This window comes from Halorussus marinus, assembly GCF_004765795.1.
Lineage (GTDB): Archaea > Halobacteriota > Halobacteria > Halobacteriales > Haladaptataceae > Halorussus > Halorussus marinus.
In genome coordinates this window covers 126,703-152,857 of record NZ_SBIV01000005.1, presented here as the reverse complement: position 1 = coordinate 152,857, position 26,155 = coordinate 126,703, and the positions used below count along the sequence as shown (strand labels likewise).

At 68.3% G+C, this 26,155-nt stretch carries 23 protein-coding genes; 13 read left to right on the top strand and 10 right to left on the bottom strand.

Annotated elements, in window-relative coordinates; genetic code table 11:
• Positions 1-71 precede the first annotated feature (71 nt).
• The 6 genes from EPY72_RS11590 to EPY72_RS11565 all read left to right on the top strand — a co-directional run bounded on the left by EPY72_RS11590 (position 72) and on the right by EPY72_RS11565 (position 6,946).
• A complete protein-coding gene (locus EPY72_RS11590) occupies positions 72-734 on the top strand; it encodes a YbbN family protein (protein WP_135806524.1) in 663 nt (220 codons plus the stop codon).
• A 156-nt stretch (positions 735-890) separates the two neighbouring features.
• Positions 891-1,793 carry an ABC transporter permease gene (locus EPY72_RS11585; protein WP_135806523.1) on the top strand — a complete coding sequence of 301 codons (903 nt, stop codon included), beginning with the start codon at positions 891-893 and terminating at the stop codon, positions 1,791-1,793.
• 1 nt (position 1,794) lies between these two features.
• Positions 1,795-2,835, top strand: coding sequence for an ABC transporter ATP-binding protein (locus EPY72_RS11580; RefSeq protein WP_135806522.1), 1,041 nt, complete (start codon positions 1,795-1,797; stop codon positions 2,833-2,835).
• Positions 2,832-3,893 carry an ABC transporter ATP-binding protein gene (locus EPY72_RS11575; protein ID WP_135806521.1) on the top strand — a complete coding sequence of 354 codons (1,062 nt, stop codon included), beginning with the start codon at positions 2,832-2,834 and terminating at the stop codon, positions 3,891-3,893. Before EPY72_RS11580 ends, EPY72_RS11575 begins: the two co-directional genes overlap by 4 nt.
• The gene (locus EPY72_RS11570; RefSeq protein ID WP_134671585.1) at positions 3,890-4,891 is read left to right on the top strand and encodes an ABC transporter permease; all 1,002 of its coding nucleotides are present in this window, start codon (positions 3,890-3,892) and stop codon (positions 4,889-4,891) included. Before EPY72_RS11575 ends, EPY72_RS11570 begins: the two co-directional genes overlap by 4 nt.
• Before the next feature lie 255 nt (positions 4,892-5,146).
• Complete coding sequence (locus EPY72_RS11565; RefSeq protein WP_134671586.1) at positions 5,147-6,946, top strand: ABC transporter substrate-binding protein; 1,800 nt, start codon at positions 5,147-5,149, stop codon at positions 6,944-6,946.
• A 99-nt stretch (positions 6,947-7,045) separates the two neighbouring features.
• On the opposite strand, the gene EPY72_RS11560 is transcribed toward EPY72_RS11565, so the two are convergent.
• The 4 genes from EPY72_RS11560 to EPY72_RS11545 all read right to left on the bottom strand — a co-directional run bounded on the left by EPY72_RS11560 (position 7,046) and on the right by EPY72_RS11545 (position 11,444).
• Complete coding sequence (locus tag EPY72_RS11560) at positions 7,046-8,305, bottom strand: CaiB/BaiF CoA transferase family protein (RefSeq protein WP_135806520.1); 1,260 nt, start codon at positions 8,303-8,305, stop codon at positions 7,046-7,048.
• 112 nt (positions 8,306-8,417) lie between these two features.
• On the bottom strand, positions 8,418-9,185 hold the full coding sequence (locus EPY72_RS11555) for an IclR family transcriptional regulator (RefSeq protein ID WP_135806519.1): 768 nt from the start codon (positions 9,183-9,185) through the stop codon (positions 8,418-8,420).
• 184 nt (positions 9,186-9,369) lie between these two features.
• Positions 9,370-9,996 (bottom strand): rod-determining factor RdfA, encoded by a 627-nt coding sequence (gene rdfA, locus EPY72_RS11550; protein WP_135806518.1) that lies wholly within the window; start codon positions 9,994-9,996, stop codon positions 9,370-9,372.
• 170 nt (positions 9,997-10,166) lie between these two features.
• A complete protein-coding gene (locus tag EPY72_RS11545) occupies positions 10,167-11,444 on the bottom strand; it encodes a tyrosine-type recombinase/integrase (protein WP_135806517.1) in 1,278 nt (425 codons plus the stop codon).
• Positions 11,445-12,007: 563 nt separating this feature from the next.
• Between EPY72_RS11545 and EPY72_RS11540 the strand changes: the two genes are divergently transcribed.
• A complete protein-coding gene (locus tag EPY72_RS11540) occupies positions 12,008-12,988 on the top strand; it encodes an outer membrane protein assembly factor BamB family protein (RefSeq protein ID WP_135806516.1) in 981 nt (326 codons plus the stop codon).
• Positions 12,989-13,266: 278 nt separating this feature from the next.
• On the opposite strand, the gene EPY72_RS11535 is transcribed toward EPY72_RS11540, so the two are convergent.
• Positions 13,267-14,892, bottom strand: a complete 1,626-nt coding sequence (locus tag EPY72_RS11535) for a homing endonuclease associated repeat-containing protein (protein ID WP_135806515.1) — start codon at positions 14,890-14,892, stop codon at positions 13,267-13,269.
• 340 nt (positions 14,893-15,232) lie between these two features.
• Between EPY72_RS11535 and EPY72_RS11530 the strand changes: the two genes are divergently transcribed.
• From EPY72_RS11530 to EPY72_RS11520, 3 genes are all read left to right on the top strand, one after another.
• The gene (locus EPY72_RS11530) at positions 15,233-16,666 is read left to right on the top strand and encodes a dihydrolipoyl dehydrogenase (protein ID WP_135806514.1); all 1,434 of its coding nucleotides are present in this window, start codon (positions 15,233-15,235) and stop codon (positions 16,664-16,666) included.
• A gap of 102 nt (positions 16,667-16,768) precedes the next feature.
• The gene (locus tag EPY72_RS11525) at positions 16,769-17,275 is read left to right on the top strand and encodes a cupin domain-containing protein (RefSeq protein ID WP_134671594.1); all 507 of its coding nucleotides are present in this window, start codon (positions 16,769-16,771) and stop codon (positions 17,273-17,275) included.
• A gap of 90 nt (positions 17,276-17,365) precedes the next feature.
• Positions 17,366-18,163 (top strand): bacteriorhodopsin, encoded by a 798-nt coding sequence (locus tag EPY72_RS11520; RefSeq protein ID WP_394346148.1) that lies wholly within the window; start codon positions 17,366-17,368, stop codon positions 18,161-18,163.
• Between the two features lie 103 nt (positions 18,164-18,266).
• Here the strand turns inward: EPY72_RS11520 and EPY72_RS11515 are convergent, their stop codons facing one another.
• On the bottom strand, positions 18,267-18,950 hold the full coding sequence (locus tag EPY72_RS11515; protein WP_135806513.1) for a haloacid dehalogenase type II: 684 nt from the start codon (positions 18,948-18,950) through the stop codon (positions 18,267-18,269).
• A 96-nt stretch (positions 18,951-19,046) separates the two neighbouring features.
• Complete coding sequence (locus EPY72_RS11510; RefSeq protein WP_210423533.1) at positions 19,047-20,330, bottom strand: beta-propeller fold lactonase family protein; 1,284 nt, start codon at positions 20,328-20,330, stop codon at positions 19,047-19,049.
• 243 nt (positions 20,331-20,573) lie between these two features.
• On the opposite strand from EPY72_RS11510, the gene EPY72_RS11505 reads away from it, so the two are divergent.
• Both EPY72_RS11505 and EPY72_RS11500 read left to right on the top strand, forming a co-directional pair.
• Positions 20,574-21,212, top strand: coding sequence for a hypothetical protein (locus EPY72_RS11505; RefSeq protein ID WP_135806512.1), 639 nt, complete (start codon positions 20,574-20,576; stop codon positions 21,210-21,212).
• A gap of 50 nt (positions 21,213-21,262) precedes the next feature.
• The gene (locus EPY72_RS11500) at positions 21,263-21,841 is read left to right on the top strand and encodes a DUF2238 domain-containing protein (RefSeq protein WP_135806623.1); all 579 of its coding nucleotides are present in this window, start codon (positions 21,263-21,265) and stop codon (positions 21,839-21,841) included.
• A 34-nt stretch (positions 21,842-21,875) separates the two neighbouring features.
• On the opposite strand, the gene EPY72_RS11495 is transcribed toward EPY72_RS11500, so the two are convergent.
• Entirely contained in the window at positions 21,876-23,408 is a 1,533-nt protein-coding gene (locus EPY72_RS11495; protein WP_134671599.1) for a M81 family metallopeptidase, read from the bottom strand.
• Between the two features lie 78 nt (positions 23,409-23,486).
• On the opposite strand from EPY72_RS11495, the gene EPY72_RS11490 reads away from it, so the two are divergent.
• Positions 23,487-23,729 carry a hypothetical protein gene (locus EPY72_RS11490; protein ID WP_134671600.1) on the top strand — a complete coding sequence of 81 codons (243 nt, stop codon included), beginning with the start codon at positions 23,487-23,489 and terminating at the stop codon, positions 23,727-23,729.
• 42 nt (positions 23,730-23,771) lie between these two features.
• Here EPY72_RS11490 and EPY72_RS11485 read toward each other — a convergent pair whose 3' ends face one another.
• Together EPY72_RS11485 and EPY72_RS11480 are read right to left on the bottom strand one after the other, a co-directional pair.
• Positions 23,772-25,112: an amidohydrolase gene (locus EPY72_RS11485; protein WP_135806511.1), complete on the bottom strand. Its 1,341-nt coding sequence runs from the start codon at positions 25,110-25,112 to the stop codon at positions 23,772-23,774.
• Positions 25,109-26,137, bottom strand: coding sequence for a threonine ammonia-lyase (locus tag EPY72_RS11480; protein ID WP_134671602.1), 1,029 nt, complete (start codon positions 26,135-26,137; stop codon positions 25,109-25,111). The genes EPY72_RS11485 and EPY72_RS11480 overlap by 4 nt, the downstream gene beginning before the upstream one ends.
• Positions 26,138-26,155: the final 18 nt, after the last annotated feature.

Below are 26,155 nucleotides of genomic sequence, written 5' to 3'. Positions count from 1 at the left end.
CCGGAACCGCACGGCCCCCACGCCGGCCGCGGAGGTTTTATGACCGTGCAGACCGCCGATAAATGCGTGAGATGTCATCAAATAGCGTGCTATTCGACGCCGGCGTACTGACCGTCGACGGCGAAGCCGCGACGACGACCGGGGAGTTCGAGGAGGCTGTCACAGATTACACCGCCGAGTTCGCGGGTCGGGACGCCGACGACCTCCTCCCCGCGGTTCGCCGCCGGGTCGACGAGGAGACGGTGGTCGAGCCGCTCGCGGCGCTCGGCGCGACCGATCCACGGACGGTGGCCGAGCTGTGCGCGCTCGCCGACCGCCTGGAGCCGGCGGCCGACGACGAGTGGCTCCAGTTGCTCCCCCCGCTGTGGCTGTTTCGGGGCGACGACTACGACGTCAGGACCGACGGGGTCCCGGCGGCGTTCGTCCCGGTGCCGGCGACTCATCTGTCGCACCTGACGCGGGTGTACTCGCCGGCGGTGGTCTACGTCTGGCTGGACGACTCGGAGAGCTGTGAACTGGCCCGGCGGGACCTCGAAGCGGTTTTCGAGGAGCCCCGGGGCGTGATGCCGTTCGCCGTGTACGGGCCGGCCGACTGGGAGTTTCTCGACCGGGAGTACGACCTCACCGCGGGACCGGCACTGCTTTTCGTGCGCGACGGGGCGGTCGAGGCGCGGCTCTACGGCGCTCACGGGCCCGCCACGGTCGAGGCGGAGCTGGAGCGCCACCGCGCATGAACCCCCGGGCGCGGATCGGGACCGACTCCCGTGGGGAATCCGGACGGGGACGGCCCCAGCACAATCTTTTTACCAGTTGCGGTGTGTTTACACATGGCAAATCATGACCGTCGACGGAGAGTGTGATTACTGCGCCGTGGGGCCGTGGGGGTACCGATGAGCGTCGCGGAGCGGGTCCGAGCGTACCGGGACAGCGACTTCGCGATCATCGCTCGGCGGACGCTCCGAAATCTCCTCTCCGAGCGCATCACCCGGTTCGCGTTCGGGGTGTTGCTAGTGGTTCTGATCCTCGGAGTGGTCGGACCGATGATCGCGCCGTACCCGTACAACGAGCAACAGACGACCGCGAGCGGGGAGCTGATGCGGTACGAGCCGCCGTCGCTCGAACACCCGCTGGGGACCAACGATCGGGGAGAAGACGTGCTCTCGCGGCTTCTGATCGGGGCCCGGACGACTCTGATCACCGGGCTTCTCGCGGGGGGGCTGATGATGACGGTCGGGCTGTCGGTGGGAATGACCGCCGGCTACGTCGGGGGGAAGACCGAGAGCCTCCTCATGCGGCTGGTCGACTTCATGTACGGTATCCCGTTCATCCCGTTCGCGATCGTCCTCATCACGTTCTTCGGCGCGGGCTTTTACACCACGATCGCGATCCTCGGGCTCGTGCTCTGGCGGTTCATCGCTCGGGTGATACGCTCGCAGGTGCTTCAGATCAAACAACGGCCATACATCATGGCCGCGCGGGCCTCCGGCGCGAGTACGCCGTGGATCATGCGCAAGCACATCCTGCCGAACATCGCCAACATGGCCGGGCTGTTTTTCGCGATGGGCGTCGGGTTGGCGATCCTAGAGCAGGCGGGCCTGTCGTTCATCGGCGTCACCGACCCGTTCACGCCGACGTGGGGGATCATGATCCGCAACGCCAATCAGGCCGGGCGGGTCGCGGACGCGTGGTGGTGGTCGTTCCCGCCGGGAATCATGATCGCGCTGACCGTCCTGTCGCTGTACCTGCTCGGGCGGGGCTACGAGGGCGGCGGCGACGACGAGGTGGTGGTCTGAGATGGCCGAACCGATACTCGAATTCGACGACGTCGACATCCGCTACCGGACCGACGGCGACGACGTCCGCGCGGTCAACGGCGCCTCGTTCGCGATCGACGAGGGCGACTACTTCGGGCTGGTCGGCGAGAGCGGGTGCGGCAAGAGCACCATCGCCGACTCGATCGTCGGCGGCCTCGACGACAACGGGGAAGTCGTCTCCGGGGAGATCCGGTTCAAGGGCGAGCAGATTCAGGACTACTCCGAGTCGGAGTTCAACGAGAACGTCCGCTGGAAGGAGGTCTCGGTGATCCCCCAGTCGTCGATGAACAGTCTCGATCCCGTGATGAAACTGAGCGAGCAGGCCGTCGAGATGGCGAAGTACCACACCGACCTCTCGAGGCCGGCGGCGCTCGACCGCCTCCGGGAGCTGTTCGACGTGGTCGGGCTTTCGGAGTCCCGGATAAGCGACTACCCCCACCAGTTCTCCGGCGGGATGCAACAGCGGGCGATCATCGCGTTCGCGCTGTTTCTGCAGCCGAGTCTGATCATCGCCGACGAGCCGACGACCGCGCTCGACGTGATCATGCAGGATCAGATCATGGACTATATCAACGGCCTGAAAGACGACTGGGACGTCAGCATGCTGTTGATCACCCACGACATCTCGCTGGTGTTCGAGAACTGCGACTCGATGGCGGTGATGCACGGGGGCCAGATCGCCGAGACCGGCACCGTCGACGACGTGTTCGACCGGCCGCGCCACCCGTACGCGATCTTGCTCCAGAACGCGTTTCCCGACGTGCGCTTCCCGGACCGAGAGCTGGCCGTGATCGACGGCCACCCGCCCCAACTGCGCGACGAAGTTGACTTCTGTACGTTCGCCGATCGGTGTCCGTGGGCCGAGCCCGCCTGCCGGGAGGGCGCGCCGCCGGCCACCCCGGTCGCCGGCGACGACGACCACCTCGCGTGGTGCGTCCGAGCCGGCGAGATGTCGGAGCTCGCCGCGAACCACCTCGAACGCTCGACCGAGTCGACGAGCATTCTGGAGGGAGGACAGTGAGCGACGGGGCGCCGGTCCTCGAACTGCGGTCGCTCGAAAAGCACTTCGACACGACCTCGGGGATCACCGAGACCATCAGAAATCGGCTCGTCGGCGAGGGGCCCAAGCTGGTGCGGGCGGTCGACGACCTGAACCTGACGCTGGCGGAAAATCAGGTCCAGGGCGTGATCGGCGAGAGCGGCTGTGGGAAGACGACGCTGCTGCGGACGATCATCGGGCTCTACGATCCGACCGGCGGCGAGATGCGGTTCCACGGCCGACCGACCTCGGAGTTCACCAAAGACGAGTGGAAGGAGTTCCGCCGGCACGTCCAGATCGTCTTCCAGGATCCGTTCAACTCGCTCGACCCGAAGTTCAGCGTGCGCCGCACGCTGGCAGAGCCCCTGGAGATCCACGGCATCGACTACGACCGGACCGACATCGAGGAGATGCTAGAGAGCGTCGGACTGACGCCCGCGAGCCAGTACATCCAGCAGTTCCCGAACCAGCTCTCGGGCGGGGAGAAACAGCGGGTCGCCATCGCGCGGGCGCTGATCACCGAGCCCGACGTGATCCTCGCCGACGAGCCCGCGTCGATGCTCGACGTGTCGACCCAGGCCGAGATCCTGAACCTGTTGAACGAGCTGACAGACGAGTTCGGGGTGTCGATGGTGTACATTTCTCACGATCTGTCGACGGTGTCGTACATCTGCGACCACATCAACGTGATGTACCTCGGGCGGATCGTCGAGAAGGCCCCGACCAGGGCGCTGCTCGCCGACCCGAAACACCCCTACACGCAGGCGCTGATCCGATCTATTCCGATTCCCGACCCGCACTACGACCGCGAGCAGGCGACCATCGGCGGCGAGCCCGGTGACCCGATAGACATGCCGGAGGGGTGCCGGTTCAAGAACCGGTGTCCCGAACGGATGGACGTCTGCGACGAGACGCCCCTCGACGTCGCGCCGGACGGCGACGGGGACCGCGAGGTCGCCTGTCACCTCTACTACGACCACGAGGAGCGGGCGGGCGCCGAACCCAAGCCGGCCGCGAGCGACGGGGGTGAGCGCCCGTGAGCCGCCTGCGGTACTTCGCCCGGCGGACGGCGGTGACGGCGGTGCTGATCTTCCTCGTCGCCTCCGCGCTGTTCCTGTTCTTCCGGCTGATGCCGGGCGATTACACCTCGCTTTTGATCCAGCAAGGGATGGATCCCCAGCAGATCGAGGCCCTGCGACGCAAGTGGGGACTCGCCGCGCCGCTTCACGTCCAGTACGTCCGGTACATCGTGAACCTCCTGACGGCCGACGTCGGCCAGTCGTTTCGCTACGGGGAGCCGGTCTGGGATCTGGTCGCGCCCCGGATCCTCAACTCGTTCGTGCTTGTCGCGCCTGCGATCACCGCGACGTACATCATCGGCGGGCTGTTCGGCGCGATCATGGGCCGGCGCCGCGGCGGCTACCTCGAGAAATCGGGGATCATCACCGTCTCGGCGTTCCACTCGATCCCCGACTTCTTCCTGGGTATCATCCTGATCGCGGTGTTCTCCTCGACGCTGGGGATCTTCCCCACGTCGGGGATGCTCTCGACGCCGACGTCGATCATGATCCAGGACCAGCCCTACTGGCGCCGGTTCCTCCTGCCGGAGTTCTGGAAGCACTACGCGCTCCCGTTCGCGACGGTGATGCTGTACTTCATGCAGTACCCCGCCCTGATCATGCGCAACAGCGTCGTCGAGGTCAGCGACCAGGAGTTTCTCCACTACCACCGATTGAAGGGCCTGCCGGAGTCGACGCTGCTGCGCAAGATCATTCGCCACGCCTCCCTCCCGGTCGTCACGCTCTACCCCATCTCGCTCGCGGCCTCGATCAGCGGGCTCGTCCTGATCGAGATCGTGTTCAACTGGCCCGGAATCGGCTCGCTTCTGGTCAGTTCGGTCCTCGCGCGGGACTTCCCGGTCATCCAGTTCGTGTTCCTCGTCGCCGCCGTCTGGGTGATCCTCGGGAACTTCCTCGTCGACCTGCTCTACGGGGTGCTCGACCCGCGGGTCTCGGTCAGCGGCAGCGACGGCGAGTAGCCCCGTCCGAGACCTCCCGGTTCCGGTCGCCTTTGGTCCGGGAGACGCGACTGGGGAGACCGCCGAGATCGCGATCGCCATCGAGACGGGCCGGCACGGACCGCCGAGCGTCGGAGTTACTTTGGAAAAGATCGAAATTAACTATATAATTGATAATTAAACAGAATGTAGTTTCTACCGTCCCCGGAAAATAAGCGAGGAGATATGTTCAATGTCACCGGTATTCTTTTAGCTATCCGTGGAGACTTACGCCCCATGCCAACAGATGGCAAACGGGAGAGTGTCGACAGACGGAGAGTCCTGCAGGCGATCGGCGCCGCCTCGGCCGCGGGGCTGGCGGGCTGTAGCGGCAGCGGTCGCCAGGAGACGACGACCGAGGGGGGCGGTCAGGAGACCGGGACGGCGGCGGATGACGGCGAACTAGGCGAACGGGTACCGACGCTAACGTTCCAGTACTGGTCCGACCAGGGGCCGCCGACGGTCCTGTTCGAGGAGACCATCTCGAACATCCAGTCGGTGGCCTCCGACCTCGGTATCCAGATCGAGACCCAGCCGATGACCACGGCCCAAGGGATCACCGCGGTCGGCGACGACGTGCGCGACTTTCACGTCGCGGTCAACAGCCACGGCCCGGACCCGGGCCGGCTCGATCCCAACAACCTCCTGCAGTCGTACAGCATCGACCGGGCGGGGGCGAACGGTGAGTACAACCCCTCGAACTACGCCAACGCGGAGTTCTCGGAGCTGGTGGACCAGCAGGCCACGATCGGGGTCCCGGAGGAGCGCCGGCAGGTCGTCGGCGAGGCGATGAGCATCTACTCGGAGGACATGCCGTTCGTGCCGACGATCGAACGGCCGACGACCGCCGCGCTCAACACCGACATGGTCCAGCCGATCGAAGCCGGCGGCGCCGGGCTCTCGGCCGTCAACTGGTCGGCGCTGGTCGAGAGCGGGGCCCAGACCCAGTCGGGGACCGACACCATCCTGGCGAACCTGCCCGGCGAGTTCCTCACCAGCAGCTTCTACCCGACGGTCGGCGACACCGACTCGCTGGGGCTGTACACGCAACTGACCCACTCGCCGCTGATGCTGTACAACTCCGACTACGAGCGGGTGCCCGTGCTGGCCGAGGACTGGGAGGTGTCCGACGACGGGACGGAGGTGACGTTCAACCTCCGTGACGCGACCTTCCACAACGGCGACCCGGTGACGGCCGGGGACGTGAAGTGGACCTACGAGTTCCTGAGCGAACAGTACCACGCGGGCAACTACCAGTGGACGGCGCTGCCCGAGGAGCTGACCGTCGAGGCCGTCGACGACAGCACGGCACGGTTCGTCACGCCGGACCCGGCCCCGACGCTGGTGACGGCCCAGCTGCCGACGTTCGGCGTGCTACCGCGCGATCCCTACGTCGAGGCGGGCATCGAGGAGAACCCGACCGACTTCGAGGATCCGATGATCGGGGCCGGCCCGTACCGGATCTCGACGTACAACAATCAGGAGAACATCGCGCTGGAGCCCCACGACGGGAATCCCCAGTTCCAGGTGGAGACGCCGATCGTCATGCAGATCTACGACAGCGTCTCCGCGGTCCGCCGAGCGTTCGAGAACGGCGAACTGAGCATCGCGGTGACGCTGACTCCGGACGCGGGCCGCCAGATCGCCGACAGCATGGGCGACACAGCCCAGATCGTCAACGGGGCGGCGTTCCTCCCGTTCGGGATGATGCCCCAGATGTCGTTCGCGCCCGGGATGTTCCGAGAGTTCCGTCAGGCGCTGTCGTACGCGGTCGACCGCCAGGGCCTCAACGAGACCTACGCATTCGGCGAGTCCGAAGAGGTCACCTACTGCACCTTCAACTCCCAGCAACACCCCTGGTACGACGAACAGTACCTAACCGAAGTGGGCGAGGAGACTCGCAACGTCGAGGCCGCCCGCCAGGCCCTCTCGGACGCGGGCTGGGGCTGGGACGACCAGGGCAGGCTCCACTACCCGCCGGGCGCCGAGCTGGAGGCCTGGCCGGAAGGGGAGACGCCCAACCCGGAGAACTTCTGAGAACTTCGCTCTCTTTCCGATCTCTCCTGGACGGCGACTGCGGACGACCGGTCGGCGAGAGCCGCGCCGACCGACCGACACCCCATCGTGGACGATCCGTTACGGTTCGGGAATGACGCCGTCTTCGATGAGTTCGACGATTCGGGACTCGTCGTAGCCGAGTCCGAGCAACACGTCGACGGTGTGCTCGCCGAGCAGGGGCGGCGCCCGGTCGAAGCCGGCGTCGGCCCGGTCGTAGTTGAGCGGGTGTTCGACGACGGGAATCTCGCCGACCGCGGGGTGCTCGACCGCGTCGACGACGCCGCGGGCCTCGACCTGCTCGTTGTCGAGCGCCGCCCCGACGTCGAAGACCGGGCCGACCGGGAGGCCGCGCTCCTCGGCGAGCAGGTCGACCCATTCGTCGGTTGGGCGGCGTTCGAGCACCGCCGAGAGTTCGGCTTCGAGTTCGTCCATGTGCGCCACCCGGTCGGCGTTGGTGGCGAACCGGTCGTCGTCGAGCAGGTCCTCGCGATCGATCGCCTCGCAGAACTCCTCCCAGAGGCTCTGGTTGCCGCAGGCGACGGTGACGTGACCGTCGGCGGTGGGGAACATCTGGTACGGGGCGAGCACGGGGTCTTTGGTCCCCATGCGTTCGGGCTCCTCGCCGACGAACGTCTTGCCGGCCTGCTTGGTGAGCCACGGGAGCGCGGCGTCGAGCATCCCGAGTTCGACGCGTTCGCCCTCGCCGGTCCGTTCGCGGTCGTACAGCGCGGTGACCGTGCCGAACGCCGCCCACATCGCGGTGATGAGGTCGGTCTGTGGGAGCCCGACCTTGGCCGGCGGGCCGTCGGCCTCGCCGGTCACGCTCATGATCCCGCTGAGCCCCTGGACCAGCAGATCGTAGCCGGCGCGGTCGCGCCACGGCCCCGTCTCGCCGAACGCCGAGATCGAGCAGTAGACGAGCCCCTCGTTGCGCTCGCGGAGCGTCTCGTAGTCGACGCCGAGTTTCGCGGCGGTCCCGGGCCGGAAGTTCTCGACGACCACGTCGGCCTCCGAGACGAGGTCGTACAGCGCCCCGCGGCCGTCGGCGTCCGTGAGGTCGAGTTCGATGCTCCGCTTGCCGTAGTTGACCGTCCAGAAGTACGGCGACTCTCCCTCGGCGGCCGCGGCCCGCCCGGGCCCGTCGTAGTCCTCGGCGTCGACGAACGGCGGTCCGGCGTAGCGGGAGGCGTCGCCGACCCCCGGGCGCTCGACCTTGATCACGTCCGCGCCCTGATTGGCCAACATCATGGTCGCGAACCCGCCGGTGACGAACGTGGTCAGATCGACGACGAGGACGTCTTCGAGCGGTCGGTGTCGTCCCGTTTCGTCGGTCTTCATATCCAACACTTCGCGGATTACTTGATAAGTCTACTGGTCACTCGGGGCCGAGCGCGCGACCCCCGTCGCGGGATCTTGGCCGGTCGGCCGACCGTTCGGGCCGAGAGGCGAGTCACATCGAGTGTTCGATGTGTAGTTCCAGCTCGTTGACGGCTTCGAGGATGCGCTCGGGGAGCGCCTCGGTGAAGGCCTCGCCGGTCAGTCGATTGGCAGGCCCCGAGACGCTGAGCGCGCCCACGACCTCGCCCGCACCGTCCGTGACCGCCGCGCCGACGGCGTGGACGCCGGCGGTCGTCTCCTCCCGATTGAACGCGTACCCCCGATCGCGGACCCGGTCGAGCTCGTCGAACAGCGACTCGCGGTCGGCGATGGTGTTCGTCCCGGGTTCGGGGAGTCCGCGACAGTCGACGATCTCCTCGACCCGCTCGCGACCGAGGTTCGCGAGGATCGCCTTGCCCGCGGCGCTCGCGTGGAGCACGCCCCGCTTGCCGACGTGCGCGCCGGTCTGGACCGAGCTCTGGCCGACCTCGGTGTAGAGGTACACCCGCCAGCCGTGCTCCTCAACGATGAACTGGGCTCGCTCGCCGGTCTCCTCGGCGAGCGCGTCGACTTTCTCCTTGATCATCGGGTACGCGGTGACTCGGCGCTGGGCGTAACCCCCGAGCGTGAGGAACTGAAAGCCGACGCGGTACTCGCCCGCGTCTCTGGTGACGTAGCTGTGTTTGCGCAGGGTCGCGAGATGGCGGTGGACCGTGCTCGGCGCCAGTTCGAGATGCTCGGAGAGCTCCTCGGCCGTGGCCCCGTCGAGCGTCCGGATAGCCTCGACGACCGCGAACGACGTTTCGGTGGTCGTCGCCACCGATTCGGGGTCGCATTCCATACGCCCCGGTCGCCGCCCGACGGCTTAAATCCCGGATATTCGGACAGTGTTTCCGACATCCGAAAGACGCCGTCTCGACGGGATACAGCCCGACCGCAAGGGTCGGAAGCGCGCGAGAGGCCCGGAGCTGAGCCGAGTGGTCCGAACAGTCCGGACCGACACGAGCGAGCCGACCCCGGCGGCCTTACGACTCCTGTCGGCACGAACAGCCGCCCTGCTCGAACAGCTCCTCGATCGAGTATCGAGTGAGACACGACTCACAGAGGACGTTCACGTCGACGAAGACCCGAAACTCGTCGAGGTCGAGTCGGCCGGTGTTCCGGAGCGACGCGATCCGATCCTCCGTGATCGTCGCCGTCTTGGTCCGGAGCCCGCGGATCCGGTCGCGGTCCTTCCGGACCTGTTCCTCGTCGGTCGGCTGTTCGTACTCCGCACCTCGGCGCTGTAGGTAGGTTCGGATCGCCTGATAGGTGACGAAGTCCTCGCGGAGCGCCTCGACGTCGATCCCGGCGCGTTCGAGGCGGTTCTCGGCCTCGGTCCGGTCGCCCGCGCTCGCGTCGTCGCCGGTCAACAGCGCGTAGAGGTTCTCGACCTCGCCCGCGACCGACGACAGGTCCGCGTCGGCCATCGCCGCCTCCAGGAGCCGGCGGTTGAACAGGTCCGCGAGGTCCCGGAGGCTCAGCCGCTCGGTCTCATCGCCGGTCCAGCGGGCTTCGAGTCGGGCGCCGAACTCCGCGGGCAGGTCGTACTCCGCGATGAGCCGCCCCACCTTCGTCCGCGAGAGAGACTCGTCCAGGGGTTCTTCGCTCATACCCGGTATTGGGGGGTTCGACCTGATAAATCCCCGCGATCAGGTGGCCGACACGGCCCGAGTCGATAACAGATGATACTATGTTATATATTCGACCGCCGCGGTAGCGCGACCGAGAGAGCGTTCCACGAAGTCCGGGTCAGCTACGCGGTTTCGAGCCGCTCGTGGGGCTATCGCGACGGGAACGCGTCGGCCAGTCGCTCGCGCATGTGTTCGCGCCGGAGCTTGCGGGCCCGCTCCGCAGAGAGGTAGTTCCGGAGGACGACCTCGGGGCTCGAACTTCCCTGTTCGGCCGCGACGGCTTCGAGCCCGTCGGTGACGATTTCGAGCGACGACGAGTAGGCGTCGTACCAGAACCGCCGACCCATCTGAGGGATCGGCTTCCGGCCGTCGATCTCGTCGGGAAGCGACGCCCTCGACGCGAGCGCGTCGAATCGGTTGCGGACGGTCTGGGTGCTCACATGGCCCGTCTCGGACTGGTCAGACGGGAAGAGGTAGCCGTTCCACTCGGGGCGGTCGGCGAGGGTCGCGATCCGGGTCCGGAGCGACGCGACGCCGAACAGCAACGACACCTGCCCGGGCCCGTTCTTCCGGTCGTCGAAGTCGAGGTACGGAACCTCCGCGCCGTCGTCGTCGAGCACCGCGTTCGACCGGTGGAGCGCGGCCACTTCGCCCGAACGGAGTCCCCACGCACACAGCGCGACCACGAGCAGGCGGTCGCGCTCGGCGTCCGCGGCGTCGTAGAGTGCCCGGACGTGGTCGGCAGACAGCCGCGAGGGATCGCCGTCCGAAACCTCCCAGCGGTACTCCTCGTCGAGGCCGTCCGCGGGGTTGACCGCGGCGCGCTTGCGCCTGAGCAGGTGGGCGTACCAGCCGTCGACCACTCGGTGGATCCGACGCTTGGTCCGGCCGCTGTCGAAGTCCGCGTGGATGCGGTCGAAGGCCGCCCAGCACGCGTCGACGGCCTCGTGGGGGGCCACGTCGCCGTCGCGAGCGACCGGCGCCAAGAGATCATCCGTATCGCGCTCTTTGGTGTATGCCCGGACGTACGTCGCGAGCCGGTAGCGGAGCGTGTCGATCGACGACTCCGAGAGGCCCCCCCGGGACCGCTTCGAGTCGAGAAACCCCTCCAGCGCCGCGATCGTGGGTTCGTGGTCGATTCCCCAGTCGTAGCCGTCGGTCCCGGAGTCGACGCCGAGTTCCCCGTGCCAGAACTCCCCGACCGTCCGGTCGTGGTGCTCGCGAAGAGCGTAGATCAGCTGTCGAAAGCCGTGTTCGCGGAGCCACTCGTAGCTCGGCGGGCCGGCCTCGGGATCGAGTCCGTCCGCGCGCATCGCGGGCGCGAGGACCGCCCGGTAGGCGTCGACGAGCCCGTCGAGGCCCAGTAGCGTCCACGGGACGTCGTCGGGCGCCGACCAGTTTTCGGGCTCAAGGTGCGCCTCAGCCATGCCGGATTGCCGGGGGAAGGACGGTCGCCGTGTCGAACACCGATTTCAAGCCGTTCATACTCGGACAGTAGGGCCGTTTACTCAGCGATCGTATAAGTCTTGATGTTTGGGTGACTGGTAGAGTCACCTCAACTCCAAGCCTGACGCGGGTTCTGCGCGCGAGAATCTATAAATCAAATATTGCTATACAAAATACCCCCGAGTTCGAGCCAGAAATTGGCAGTTCGGGATCACAACAGGGCTCGTTCGACATCGGCGAGTCTACACCGCCCAGATCGACCGACTCGCCGTGCGAGGACGTACCTCGGGTCGCCGGACTGATCGGGGTGTTCGTCCTCCGAGCGACTCCACTCGACCAGACAGATCCGGCGATCGCGTCTTGTCCCTGGCCGAAGCCTCGGTGTCCTCGTAGAGATCGAGTACGCGGGCGCGTGGAGTGTTTCGAAATTCATATCGGATACTAACGTATTTCGATATTTGTGGGTAATGAACACACACGGAGGGCCTATCTCGGTACCCTCGGGACGGCTGGGATAGCGGGACTCGCCGGGTGTTCCTCGCTGATGAGCGTCCAACGGGAGTTAGCGGGGCGAGGTAGCGACCTCTGGACGTTCGCGGCCGACACCGACGCGACACTGTTCCCGGCATCGGCCGACTCGACCGTCTATGCCGGGAGTACTTCAGGTACGCTCTATGCGGTGGAATCGGGCTCCGAACAGTGGACGTTCGAGACCGGTGGACCGATACAGTCGACGCCGGCCATCGGCGAGAAAACCGTCTTTGTAGGAGATACCGAACGAACCCTGTACGCGGTGGACGCGGAGACAGGCGACGAGAAGTGGACGTACTCCACCGCCGGTCCCGTTTCGTCATCGCCAGTAGCGCGTGGCAAAACCGTGTACGTCGGCGCGAAGGAATTGTACGCGGTCGATGCGACGGATGGCACCGAGCGGTGGACGTTCTCCGGCGACGCCTCGATCGACTCGTCGCCAGCCCTCGGAGCTACGAATACGGTCTACGCCGGGAGCACCGAAGGAAACATCTACGCGGTCGACACCGGTGAGGGAAGCGAAACGTGGACGCACGAGACGGAGGGACCCGTATCACTCACGCCGAACGTGAAGCCGGAGGAGGGGCTGGTGGGTGCGACAGAGTCGTCGGTATTCGCGATAAACTTGAGAACCGGGCAACGAGACTGGGAGCGCGCGATCGACGTCCCGAACCAGTATCCGATATATATGGACGGCTACGTCTACGTGGCGGGAGACGGAACTAATCTGTACAACATCAGTAAGGAGGACGGAGCGTGGCCGTACGAGCTGACCGCTGAAGTCTCATCACAGATTTCGGGGATGGTTACGCACGGCGCGATCTACATCGGGGACGAAAGTGGACGGATATTCTCGGTTAACTTTATCGAGGGCACGGAGCGATGGACGTTCGACACCAACGGCGTCGTCCGATCAGCGCCGGCAGTCGGGTCGGGGACCGTGTACGTCGGGACAGATACGGGCAAGCTGTACGCGCTCGTGGAGAAAGACTGACTACGTGGACAGCCATTTGCGCCAGACGCTTCCGATGTGTAGCAACGCGTCCCGATCCTATCAGCGATCCTACCGAGTGCGGACGCTCGCCCGAGGACGCCAACTACCCCCCTTCCGTCGACATCCTAAATCGGATAGCTTTGGATCGCTCCCGAAAGGGCGGGTGACGAACTCGTCCACCGAGACGGTGAACAGACGAATCGCCACCGAACCGGTCCGAACGCGAGGTCACCGTCCGGGCGCCGGTGATCCGACCCGGACGGCCGAAAGCGGTCGGGTCAAGCGGACTCGGACTGACCCAACGTCGGATCGGCCGGTGTGGCATCGTGGGGCTCGCTTTCGGGAGCCGCCTCGATCCGGTCGGCGAGCGCCCGGAGCGTCGAGCGCTCGAATCGAATCTCTTCGGGCGGCGTCTCGCCGAACCGGGTGATCGCGACCGCGTCGCCGTCGGCCGCGATCCGGTGGTCCAGGAACTCGGCGGCTTCGAACCCGCTCTCGAAGAACGACAGCGCGTGGTCGAGCGCGTACAGGACCTCCGAGACGAGGACGTCGTCGCGAAGCGCCGCCGCCAGTCGATCGAGGGCGTCGGGGTCGGTCCCGTCGAACACGTCGGCGTCGACGCGGACGACCGGCTGTCGCCAGCCGGTGTAACACGTCGAATCACAGAAGACGCCGTCAGCCGCCGAGACGTCGGCCACCGGCTCGCGCAGGCGGGTCGCACACGCGTCACACCGCGCGACCAGGACGGCTACGCCGTCGTCGACGACGAGACCTGCCGCGTCGAGGGCGCTCTGCCACGACCCGAAGCGGTTGTAGTAGGTCATCCCGGAGTAGGGTCCCCGGTCGTCCATGGTCTTGCGGTACGGCCGCGAGCCGACCTCGGCCGCGAGCGCCCGGAGCTCTCGGACCAGCTCGCGCGTCGGGATCTTCTCGCGCCGGGAGGTCCGACGGTCGTAGCCGGCGGCCTCGAGCGCGTCGTTCCACGTTCCGAACCGATCGAGGTACGTCGCGCCGGCGTAGCGTCCGTCGGACTCGACCTCCTGATAGGTCGGCGGCCGGCCGTTCTCGTCGGCGAGCCGACGAATCTCCGCGAGCAACAGCTCCTCGGAGATCCGGCGTTTCGCCGTGGCTCGCTCGCCGGCGTCCGGATCGAAGCCGGCCTCCGCGAGGGCGTCGCGCCACGACCCGAAGCGTCGGCGATAGGTCCCGGGACTGTACTCGCCGAGCCGTTCCATCTCGGTGTGGGTCGGGGCCCGGCCAAGCACTTCGCCGAGCCGCGAGAGCTCTTCGAGGAGTTCCGCGGTCGCGTGCTGGGTCGACGGCGCCGACTCGTACCGATCGGCGACGCCGGCCCGTTCGAGCGCGTCGTCCCACGAGTCGAACCGCCGGAAGTACGTCGAGTCGCTGAACCGACCGTGCTCGTCGTACTCCTCGGAGGTGGGCCGGCGGTCGAGTCGGTCGGCGACCCGTCGGAGGTCGGCCAAGAGGTCCTCCACCGAGATGCCGGTGGCGGCCGTCTCGGGTTCGAAGCCCGCGGCTTCGAGCGCCGCGGTCCACGATCCGAACCGGGAGGCGTACGTCGACGGCGCGTGAGGGCCGTATTCTCGCATCTGGGCCTTCGACGGCGTGGCGTCGATCTCGTCGCCGAACGCGCACAGTCGGTCGAGCAACTCCGCTTTCGAGTACCGGACGGTCCGGGTCGGCTCGATGCCCGCCTCGGCTTTCGCCTCGTTCCAGGAGTCGAAGCGCTTGCGGTACGTCCGCGAGGAGTACGCGCCGTGTTCGTCCATCTGATCGACGCTCGGCGACGTATCGAGCTCGTCGGCCAGACGCCGGAGCTCCGCGAGCAGCTCCGACTTCGAGATAGTCGGATCCGTCCCGTTCCGAGGCGAATCAGAGGACATGGCCCACCCGATCGAGCGCCCCGCCGTCTCGCCGTATCCGCGCCCTAATTGAACCGTGCATACGTGTTTACAGCGTTATAGTATCTATGCCATTAGTTCACAACCTACTGCATTTACTCTTAGCCATACACCGATACTTGCCGGATGTTTCGAGTGACCCGGAGTTGATAGTTGTTATAAGTTTATTTATGTGTAAGGCGCCGTGTCCCGATGGTAAGCAGAACTTACCGGAGCGTGACTCGCGATCGACCGACGGCGGCGCACGATCGCCCGGAGACCGTCGATCTGGACGGGCGTGGGCGGCAACAGCGTTCATCACCGTCGGCGCGGTACGGGCCGTATGGAGGAGTACGATTTTCTCGTCGTCGGTTCGGGGTCGGGGCTCGACGTGGCGAACGTGGCGGCCGACCGAGGGGAGTCGGTCGCGGTGGTCGAGAAGGGCCGACTCGGCGGGACCTGTCTGAATCGGGGGTGTATCCCGTCGAAGCAGTTGCTCTACCGCGCCGACGTGGTCGAGACGATCGAACGCGCCGAGGAGTTCGGTATCTCGGCGGAGATCACCGACGTGGCGTTCGCCGACATCGTCCGGACGGTCACCGAGGACGTCCGAACCGACGCCGAATCGATTCGCGGGGGGCTGGAATCGTCGTCGCGCCACGACCTGTACGACGGCGAGGCCCGATTTGTGGGCGAACGGACGGTCGAGATCTCGGGCGGTGACGACGACGGCGCCCGGCTCCGGGCCGACACCGTGCTGATCGCGGCCGGCTCCAGACCCGCGATCCCGCCGATCGACGGGATCGATGCGGTCGAGTATCTCACCAGCAGAGAGGCCCTCCGACTCGAATCGCCCCCGAACCGCCTCGTCGTGGTCGGCGGCGGGTACATCGCGGCGGAGTTGAGCCACTTCTTCGGGACGTTCGGGAGCGAGGTCGCGGTCGTCGGCCGACGGCCGAATCTGCTCCCGGCGGCCGACGAGGCGGTCGCCGAGGCGTTCACCGACCGGTACCGGGACCGCTTCGAGGTCCACACCGGGTACGAAGCGACCGCGGTCTCGGAGGCCGACGGCCGACTCACCGTCGAGGCCGACCCGTACTCGGACGAGGGGACGGTCGAGGAGGACGCCGCGACCGTGACCGTCACCGGCGACGAACTGCTAGTCGCGGCGGGACGGCGCCCGAACTCCGACACCCTGAACCTCGACGCCGCGGGGGTCGAGACCGACGCCGACGGCTTCGTCGAGACCGACGAGTACCTGCGGACCACCGCCGACGGCGTGTGGGCGCTCGGGGACATCGTCGGCGAGTACCTCCTGAAACACGCCGCCAACCACGAGGCCCGGGCGGTCGCCCGGAACGCGTTTGGCGAGGGGCTCGAACCGGTCGACTACGACGCGATGCCGTTCGCGGTGTTCGGATCGCCGGAGGTCGCCGGCGTCGGCGCCCGCGAGGCCGACCTCCGGGCGGCCGACCGCGAGTACGCGACGAACACCTACCGGTACGAGGAGACCGCCCGAGGCGACGCGATGCACGCCGAGGGGTTCGTGAAGGCGATCGTCGACCTCGACGCCGAGATTCTGGGGTGTCACATCCTCGGACCCGACGCCTCGGCCCTGATTCAGGAGGTCGTGGTGGCGATGAAAGCCGGGTCCGGGACCGTCGGGGACATCCGCGAATCGGTCCACGTCCACCCCGCGCTCCCCGAGATCGTCCAGCGCGCGTTCGCGGGGCAGTTCTCCCGCGGAGGCGACGACCACCACCATCACCACCACTGACGCGTCGGTCACCTCTCGGCGCCCCGATCGGCGTCGAAGCGCTCGCCCGGAGTCGGGACGCGCCGGGGTCGGCTTTTTCATCCCCCGCCCACCACGGAGGGTATGGAGAAAGTCCGGATCGACGACGTCGACAACGACGTCCAGCCCGCCGCGGTGATGCGAGGCCTGACCGAACCGCTCGGCGCGACCGACCTCGCGATCAACTACTACGAACTCGAACCCGGCGACAGCTTCGCCTTCGCGTACCACAGCCACGAGATCCAAGAGGAACTGTTCTACGTCCAGTCGGGGACCGCCACCTTCGAGACCGAATCGGGCGACATCGCGGTCGAGGCCGGCGAGATCGTCCGGTTCCCGCCGGGCGAACTCCAGCGAGGCTGGAACCGCGGCGACGAGCGAGTGGTCGCGCTCGCGCTCGGCGCGCCCCTCTCGTACGGCGAGCAGACGACCCTTCGCGAGTGCCCGGAGTGTGGCGAGCGGACCGACCACGATCTCACGCGGCGCGCCGGAGCGTCGTCGAGCGACGAGGCGGTGGTCGCGATCTGCGCGGCGTGCGGGACGGAGACGGGCGAGTGGACTCGGGGCTCGACGCCGGGAGAGGTCCCGTAGAGCCGGCGCCGGGAACCGCGCGATTCTACTTATTTATGGTAGGAGAACTAACACTCGAACATGGGGGGAGTTAGCATGGCTTCGTTCGAGATGCTGTTTCAGGTGTCACAGGCGGACGCGTACTCGCAGATACAGGACGACGTCCTGTTGAGTTCGTCGCTGTGGATCAACATCGCGCTCGCGGGCGTCGCGATCCTGCTGTTCGTGTACATGGGACGGAACGTCGTCGATCGGCGCGCGCGGCTCATCTGGAGCGCGACGCTCATGATCCCGCTGGTGTCGATTTCGAGCTACGTCGGCCTGCTCTCGGGACTGACAGTCGGGTTCGTCGAGATGCCGGCGGGCCACGCGCTGGCCGGAGAGGAGGTCATGAGCCAGTGGGGACGGTATCTGACGTGGGCGCTCTCGACGCCGATGATCCTGCTCGCGCTCGGCCTGCTCGCGGACGTCGACACCGGGAGCCTGTTCACCGTCGTCGCGGCCGACATCGGGATGTGCGTGACCGGGCTCGCGGCCGCTCTCACGACCTCCTCGTACCTGTTTCGGTGGGTGTTCTACCTCATCAGTTGCGCGTTCTTCGTGGTGGTCATCTACGCGCTTGCCAGCGAGTGGCCCGCGTCGGCGACCGAGGCGGGAACCGACGAGATATTCGGGACGCTTCGGGCGCTGACGCTCGTGTTGTGGCTCGGCTATCCGATCATCTGGGCCGTCGGCATCGAGGGGTTCGCCCTGATCGAGTCGGTCGGGGTCACCTCGTGGGGGTACTCGCTTCTCGACGTGTTCGCGAAGTACGTGTTCTCGTTCCTGCTCCTGCGGTGGGTCGCCGAGAACGAACGGACGGTAGCGACGCGGACGGGCGCCGAAGCCGCCGCGCCCGCCGACGACTGACCGGGCCGCGAGTGGCCCCGAACGCCGACTCCCGGAGCCGTCCGGTCGCGACGCCCGACCGGGCCCGCCAGACGGTCGGTCTCGATCGCGAGAGCCGCCGGCGTCAGGCGCCGAGTTCGTCGGCGAGATCGTGGAACGTCTCGATGACGAGGTCGGGCCGGCCGTCGAACGGCTCCCACGGCGATCCCTTCCGGTCGGCCCAGACTCCCTGCATGCCGGCGTGTTTGGCGCCGAGAACGTCGAACCACCCGGCGGTGACGTGGGCGATCTCGTCGATCGGGGTCCCGGTCCGGCCGGCCGCGTGGCGGTAGAGCGCCGCGTCGGGCTTGAACGTCCGGACCTCGTCGGCGCTGATGGTGTCGGCGAGCAGGTCGCCGAGTCCCGCGTGTTCGACCATCGAGGACAGCATCTCGGGGTTCCCGTTCGAGACGACGTAGCAGTCGTAGCCGGCGTCGCGGAGTCGCTCGATACCGTCTCGGACGTCGTCGAACACGTCGAGTTCGTGGTACACCGCGAGTATCTCGTCGCGCTCGTCGGGCGGGAGGTCGACGCCGTGGGCGTCGAGCGCGTACTGGAGGGCGTCGCGGTTCATCTCGTAGAACGGCTGGTAGGCGTCGACGTGGTTGGCGACGAAGGTGTACTCGAGCGAGCGCGAGCGCCACAGCTTCGAGACCGGTTCGGGGTCCTCGACGCGAGCGTCGAGCGCGCGCTCGGCCGCGTCGACGTCGACCAGCGTGCTGTAAGAGTCGAACGTGACCGTCCTCACGGCGTCGGAGTCGAACGTCATCGGTCGACGGTACCACGCCCGAACGCATAACCCTCCGGGCACCGGGAGAGCGGGCTCGTTCGCGCGGGCGAGGGCGAGTGGGAGAACGGCCGGCGATCACAGCCGGTGGCCACACGCGCAGTTACCGATGCAGTAGGTCGTCCCGCCGTCGTCGAGGTCGATCCCGAGCGACGCCATCGTACCCCGGACGTTCGCCGCGGCGTCGCCGTCGGGCCGGGCCGTCGCGGCGGTCGCGCCGTAGGGCCTGGAGCCGACCGGGATCGTCTCGACGACCTCGCGGTCGGCGTGGTCGATCACCGCCACCTCGTCGGCCGTCTGGACGGGGGCGTAGAGGCGCTCGCGGCTCGGACCCCACGTCCCGACGAACGCCGACCCGCCGACGTCGAGTCGGTCGGCCACCGTCCCGGCGTCGAGGTCGAGCACCGTGACGTCGTTCGAGCCGGGGGTGAACACGTAGCCGAACGCCGAGTCGGGGCCGATCTCGCTGGTGAGCGGCCGGCGACCGAGCCCGTCGTCGGCGGTCAGCCGAGCGCGCTCGACGGGGGCGGCCGGGTCGCTCACGTCCCAGACGCTCTCGGTCCCGGTCGCACCTTCGTCGTGCTCGACGAGCAGGGTCTCGCCGTCGGGGGCCGCGGTCCCCATCCACGGCCGGGCGGCGTCGGCGCCGTCGGTCGGCGACACCGCGACCTGTTCGGCGAGTTCGAACGCCTCGACGTCGATCACCGAGAGGGTGTCGCCGAAGATGTCGGGGACGTAGGCGTACGCGCCGTCGGGGTGGATCGTCACGTCGCAGGGACCGGGGCCGTCCCGGTCGCCGATTCCGCCCTCGTCGGCCCGGTCGATCTCGGCGGTGACCTCGCCGAACGACCTCGACTCGCGGTCGGCGTCGATGCGGTACTGGGTGTGGGCCGGCTCCCGGGCGCTCACCACGAGGTGGGCGCCGTCGGGAGTCAGCTCCTGCCAGTTGGCGCCCGAGCCGGTCTCGACCGCGGCGACCGACGAGAGCGAGCCAACCTCGATCGCCCGCACGCCCCGGTCGACGTTGAGCCACAGCGGGTCGGTCGGCTCGTCGGTCAGCCCCGGCGCGTACTGGTTCGAGGGGAACGATGCGGTCGCGCCGAGGTGGGGCGTCGCGACCACCTCGTGGGTCGCGGCGTCGATGACGCTGACCGTCTTCTCGTCTGTGTTGAACACGAAGATCGTCCCCTCGGCGTCGCCGTCGCCGCCCGAATCGTCGGTCGTAGAGCCCATACAGCCCGCCGTCACCGCCGCGCCGGCGGCCGCCGACCCCGAGAGGAGCCGTCGTCGGGACACCCCGGTCGGTCGCGTCGCTCGGCCGCGGTTCGGGTAGAGCGCCTCGTCGTCGGTGTCGTCGCTCATCGTGGTGTCGAGTCGTCGGTCATCTCGGGATCACCCGCCGTCTCGGCGCCCGTGGACGGCTCCGTCGCGGACTCGCTCGGAGCCGGGAGAGTCGTTCGGACGGCGAATCGTGTCGCACGCTCACATGTATGGTGGGTCGGGCAAAAATGTGATCCCCGGACCGAGCGCGTCGACCGAGTCCGGCGCCGCCGCGGTGGGCACATCGCCGGACTTATGGCTCGATTCCGTCTCTACTCGAAAGCAATGAGCGATCGGGGGCGGGAAGCCGAGGACAGCCCGCGAGCCGACCTCGAGGACGCGCTCCAGGGGCTCTTTCGGGACGGGACGATCAACGCCGCGCTCGCGTGGGTGGTAGTCGGCGTCCTCGCGGTCGTGTTCGCCGACAGCGTGCTCGAAGTCGACTACCAGTGGATACTGTTCGTCGGCTTCGTCGGGGCCGTCGTCCTCTTGCCGCCGGTCGCGTACCGCGACTGGCGGGTGATGCTCCCGTGGGAACTGCTCGTGGTCGCGACGCTGCCGATTCTGGTCCGCGGGCTCGTCGGCGGGAGCGTCGGCACCTTCGCCACCTACCTCGCGCTCGCGGCGCTCGCGTTGCTCGTCATCGTCGAACTCCACATGTTCACCGCGCTGGAGGTCACCCACTGGTTCGCCGTCGTGCTCGTGGTGATGACGACGATGGCGGCGGTCGCGGCCTGGACGGTGTTCCGGTGGAACGCAGACCGGTTTCTCGGGACGGCGTACCTCGCCGACAACGAGGCGCTGATGACCGAGTGGCTGTACGTCACGCTGGCCGGCGTCGCCGCGGGCGTGCTGTTCGACGGCTACTTCAGACGGCGCGACCGGCGGCTCTGGCGGGCGATCAAACGGACGGTGAGACGGTGACCCCGTTACCGCGACCGTCGCTCCGGAACCAGCGGCGACTCACTCGCGGGATGCAGGTCGTGCTGGTCGGACTCGTCGGCTACGGCGGCCTGACCGGCCAGCCCAAGCCGATCGTCAACGGCCTCCTCGCCCTGGTGGTCACGTTCCTGCCCGCGGCGTTCGAGCGCAACTACGACCTCCCGCTGGACCCGTGGCTCGGCCTCTGGATCACGACCGCGGTGCTGTTGCACACGCTCGGGTCGGCCGGCTTCTACGCCCGGATCGGCTGGTGGGACCACCTCACCCACGCGATGTCGGCCTCGCTCCTCGCGGCGGTCGGGTACACGACCGCCAGAGCCATCGACCTCCACAGCGACGACATCCACATCCCGCGGCGGTTCTTCTCGGTCTACATCTTCGTGGTGGTGCTTTCGTTCGGCGTCGCCTGGGAGTTGTTCGAGTTCGGCCTCGACGCCCTCGCCGACGCGACCGGGCGCACCATGCCGCTGGCCCAGCACGGGCTCGACGATACGGTTCGGGACGCGATGTTCAACTCGCTCGGCGCCCTGCTGGTCGCGGTCTTCGGACAGGCCCACTTGACCGGGGTCGCCGAGTCGGTTCGCGAGCGATTTTTCCCCGCCGACCGGTAGACCGACGACCGGCGAGGTCGACCCGCCGACGGACTCAGTACCAGTCGGGGTAGTCGTCGGCGGCCATCTCGTCGAGGGGGAACACCGGCCGGTCGATGCGCCGGTAGTCGTACTGGTGGGGGTCGAACGCCGCCACGCCCGGGCTGTTGACCGTGATGATCTCGCTCGCGAACGGCTCGTAGCTCGCCCGGTAGTGGTTGTTCGACTTGACCGCGATCACGTCGAGGCGCTCGGGCGCGACCCCGACGTGGCGCCAGATTTCGGCGTCGAGGGGCTGGATCCGCTTTTCGGTCAGGACGACCGAGACGCCGTCCTCGCGGCCACACCGGAACAGCACGGTCCGCCCGAGGTGGTTCTCGGTGCCGGTCGCCATCGGGCCGGTGTTGCGGAACTCGCCGTCGGTGATCGCCGCGACGTAGCCGTCGACGTCGCCGATCGGCGGGGTGAACGAGCCGTCGGCCCGGCCCCCGAGCGAGACGGTGACTCGCTCGCCGACGCCCGCGTCGAGGCAGGCCGCGACCGCCTCGGGGTCGGCCAGCAGCGCCATGCCGGCGTTGGTCGCGCCGCGGTCGACGAGTTCGCGCAGGATCGCGGTCTCGTCGCCGGTGCCGCCGCCGCCGGGGTTGTCGCCGCTGTCCGCGAGCACGACCGGGCCGGCCTCGGGGTCGGCGACCGCCTCGCTCCGGAGCGCCCGTCCGACCGCGTCGTGGGGGTCGGGGAACTCGCCGACGAACGCCTCGCGCATCTCCCAGAGCTCGGCCGCGAGGTCGCGGGCGGCCCACTCGGCGGCCGAGGCGTCGTCGGCGACCGACACGACCGAACACCCCATCGCGGGCACGTCGGCCTTGTGGAAGCCGGGGAAGACGTTGACCTTCGCGACGCCGTCCCGGCCCTCGAACCGGCGGGCGGTCGCCATCACCTCCGCCATCGGCCCCGACCGGGTGTTCTGGAGCGGGCCGTACGGCAACATCGGGGGGCGCTCGATCCGCATCGAGAGCTCGCGGTCGTCCCGAAGCAGGTCGACGAGCAGTTCGGTCGCGCGCCGGCCGGTCTCGGCGGTGTCGACGTGGGGGTAGGTCTCGAACGCGACCAGCGCGTCGGCGGCGGCCACCATCTCGTCGGTGACGTTGGCGTGGAGGTCGAGGGTGGCGACCACCGGCACATCGGGGCCGACCGCCTCCCGGACCGCCGAGAGGAGCGGCCCCTCGCCGTCGGTGCCGTCCTCGGGGACCATCGCGCCGTGGAGCGAGAGCACGACGCCGTCGAGGTCCGCGGCGTTCGACCGGACCGTCGAGAGGATCTCCTCGACGTAGAAGTCGTAGGCGTCGGCGGTGACGATCCCGCCCGGCGTGGCGGCCGCCGCGACGCTCGCCACGAGGTCGAGATCGCGATCCTCGGCGGCGTCCACGACGCCGCCGACCGTCGTGTTGGTCCCGCGGAGCGCGTCAAGTAGCGCCGCGCCGACGTACTCTCGGCGGTCGGCGAACGCCGCCCGGTCGGTCGGCCGGGCCGCGAACGTGTTGGTCTCGTGGGAGAACTCCCCCACGACGACCGTCTCGTCGGTCATGCACGTCAGTTAGACGGGCGGCGACATAAGTCCGGAGAAAGGCGAACTTTGATACGCGAGGCCCCGGAATCCCGGGGTATGGACGACCGTCGGGTGCCCCGGCAGGGATGGGCGAAGATGACGCTCGGGCTCTCGATTCTGTTCGCCGTCGGCGCGTTCGCCTACTTCTCGCTGGCCGGGACGCCGCTCAGAGGCGCGGCCCTCGGGGTGCTCGTCATCGTGGCCGGCTACTGGGAGTACAAGCGAAAGCTCCAGGACGAGCGGACCGCCCGCAAGTACGAGGCCGAGGCCGAAGAGCAGCGACGAAAGAACCAGCGGTAGCGCCGGGTCACCGCGCGACGGCGACCGAAGCGGCCGGAGACGTTACGCCGAGCCGTCGGGGCCGGCGCGTCCGAGGGGATCGCGTTCGAACGCCGCCAGCACCGCGTCGGTCAGCACGTCGACAGCGATCGGGATGGTGGCCTCGTCGACGTCGAACGTCGCGGTGTGGTGACCGGTCGGGTGGTCGGTGCCCACGATGGCGTAGGCGGCCGCCCCGCCGTTCTGCTGGACCGCGTCCATCAGGAAGGTGGCGTCCTCGCTCGCGCCGAAGGGGGCCGACTCGATCGGGTCGGTGACGTCGGCGTGGCCCGACGCGGCCTCGTGGACCAGCCCCGCGAGTTCGGGGTCGCTGTCGGCCCGGGGCGCCTGTCCCTCGACGGTGATCTCGACCTCGCAGTCGTGCATCTCGGCGGCGCCCCGAACCGCCCGCTCGAAGCGCTCGCGGGTGTACTCCATCAGTTCGGTGGTCTCCCCGCGGACCTCGGCCTCGGCGTCGACGCGCTCGGCGACGATGTTCGAGGCGGTCCCGCCCGCGACCTTCCCGATGTTCATCCGGGTCGCGCCGTCCTCGTGGCGCGGGATCGCGTAGGCGTTCTCGATGGCGGTGCCGAGCGCCTGCATCGCGTTGCGGCCCTCGTTTGGCGCGAGACCGGCGTGGGCCGACTCGCCCCGGAACTCGAGGTCGAAGCTGGTGACCGCGAGCGGCTCGACCATCCCGGCCACCACCTCGCCGGTGGGATGGTTGAGCCCGACGTGGAGCGCGAACAGGTAGTCGACGTCCGCGATATGGGGGCCTTTGGCCATCGGGCGCGCGCCGCCGGCCTTCTCCTCGGCGGGCTGGAAGAACACCTTGAACGTCCCCGAAAAGTCGCTGTCTTTGATCGCTTCGAGCACCGCGAGCCCGACCGTCATGTGGGCGTCGTGACCGCAGGCGTGCATCACGCCCTCGTTCTCCGATCGGAACCCCTCGGCGGCCGGGACGTGGTCGTCGGCGGTCGATTCGGCCCGGATCAGCCCGTCGATGTCGACCCGGAGCGCGACCGTCGGGCCCTCGCCCCGATCGAGCACCGCGACCGCGCCGGTACAGTCGTCCAGCCGGTCGAGGCGGTCGGGGTCCGCGCCCCGGTCGCGGGCCGCCTCGCGCCACTCGGCGAGTTCGTCGTCGTCGGGGACCGCGATGCGCTCGTCGGGCGCCATCGCGTCGCGGCCGACGAACAGGTCGTCGACGCCGATCCCCTCGATCTCCTCGACGAGCTTGCAGGTGGTGTGAAACTCCCGCCACGCGGGCTCGGGGTAGCGGTGGAACTCCCGTCGGAGCGCCGAGAGGCGTTCGCGGACGGGCGTCCGGCCGGCCGCGGAGTCGGGGTCGGCGGCGTCGCTCATCGATCCCCCTCCAGCGCCGCGACCAGTTTGTCCGCCGCGACGTTCCGGCCCGTGACCGGAATCACGACCGTCTGGCCCGCGAGATCCTCGCCGGCCCGGAGCGCGGCGGCGATGCCCGCGCCCGTCGCGCCCTCGACGGTGAGGTTGTCCTCGCGGAACGTCGCCCTCACGGCGTCCCAGATCTCCTCGTCGGTGACGGTTTCGAGGTCGTCGAGTCGGTCGCACATCACGTCCATCGTGAGCGCGAACGGGACGTGGGAGGCGATCCCCTCGGCGGTCGTGTCGGTGCCGTCGCCGGGTTCGAGGTGGCCCTCGTGGAACCCACGGTAGACCGCGTCGGCGCCCGCGGCCTGCACGCCCACGATTCGAGCGTCGGCGATCGCGCCGAGCGTGAGACAGTAGCCCGCCGCGCCGCTCCCGCCGCCGACCGGGCAGTACACCGCGTCGACGTCGGGGAGTTCGTCGAGCACTTCGAGGCCGGCGGTGCCGACGCCCGCGATCAGGTCGGGCTCGTTCGCCGAGTGAACGTAGCGGTAGCCCTCCTCGGCGGCTCGCTGTTCGGCCCACTCGCGGGCGACGTCGTAGCTCGCGCCCCGCTCGAGGACGGTCGCGCCGAGCCGCTCCATCGACCGGACCTTGCCCGGGTTGGGGTCGTCGGGGACCGCGATGGTGACCGGCACGTCGAAGGTCCGGCCGGCGTAGGCGACCGACTGGCCGTGGTTGCCCGTGCTGGCCGCGATGAGCCCGCGCTCGCGAAACTCCTCGTCGAGGCGGGCGCCGAGCGTCACCCCGCCCCGGACCTTGAACGCGCCGGTCGGGAGGGTGTCCTCGCGCTTGAGGTACACGTCGGCGTCGAGCTCCGCCGAGAGGTACTCGCTGCGGACCAGCGGCGTCTTCGGCAGGTGGTCTCGCACGGTCGGGCGGGCCTCGTAGACGTCTCTCGTCGTCGGCGGCGTGAGGTCGTGGTACGGAAACACCGTCGTGGCGTCGGGCGATTCGACGGGTTCGTATGCGGCCTGTGTCATAGTACCACATCTGTCGCA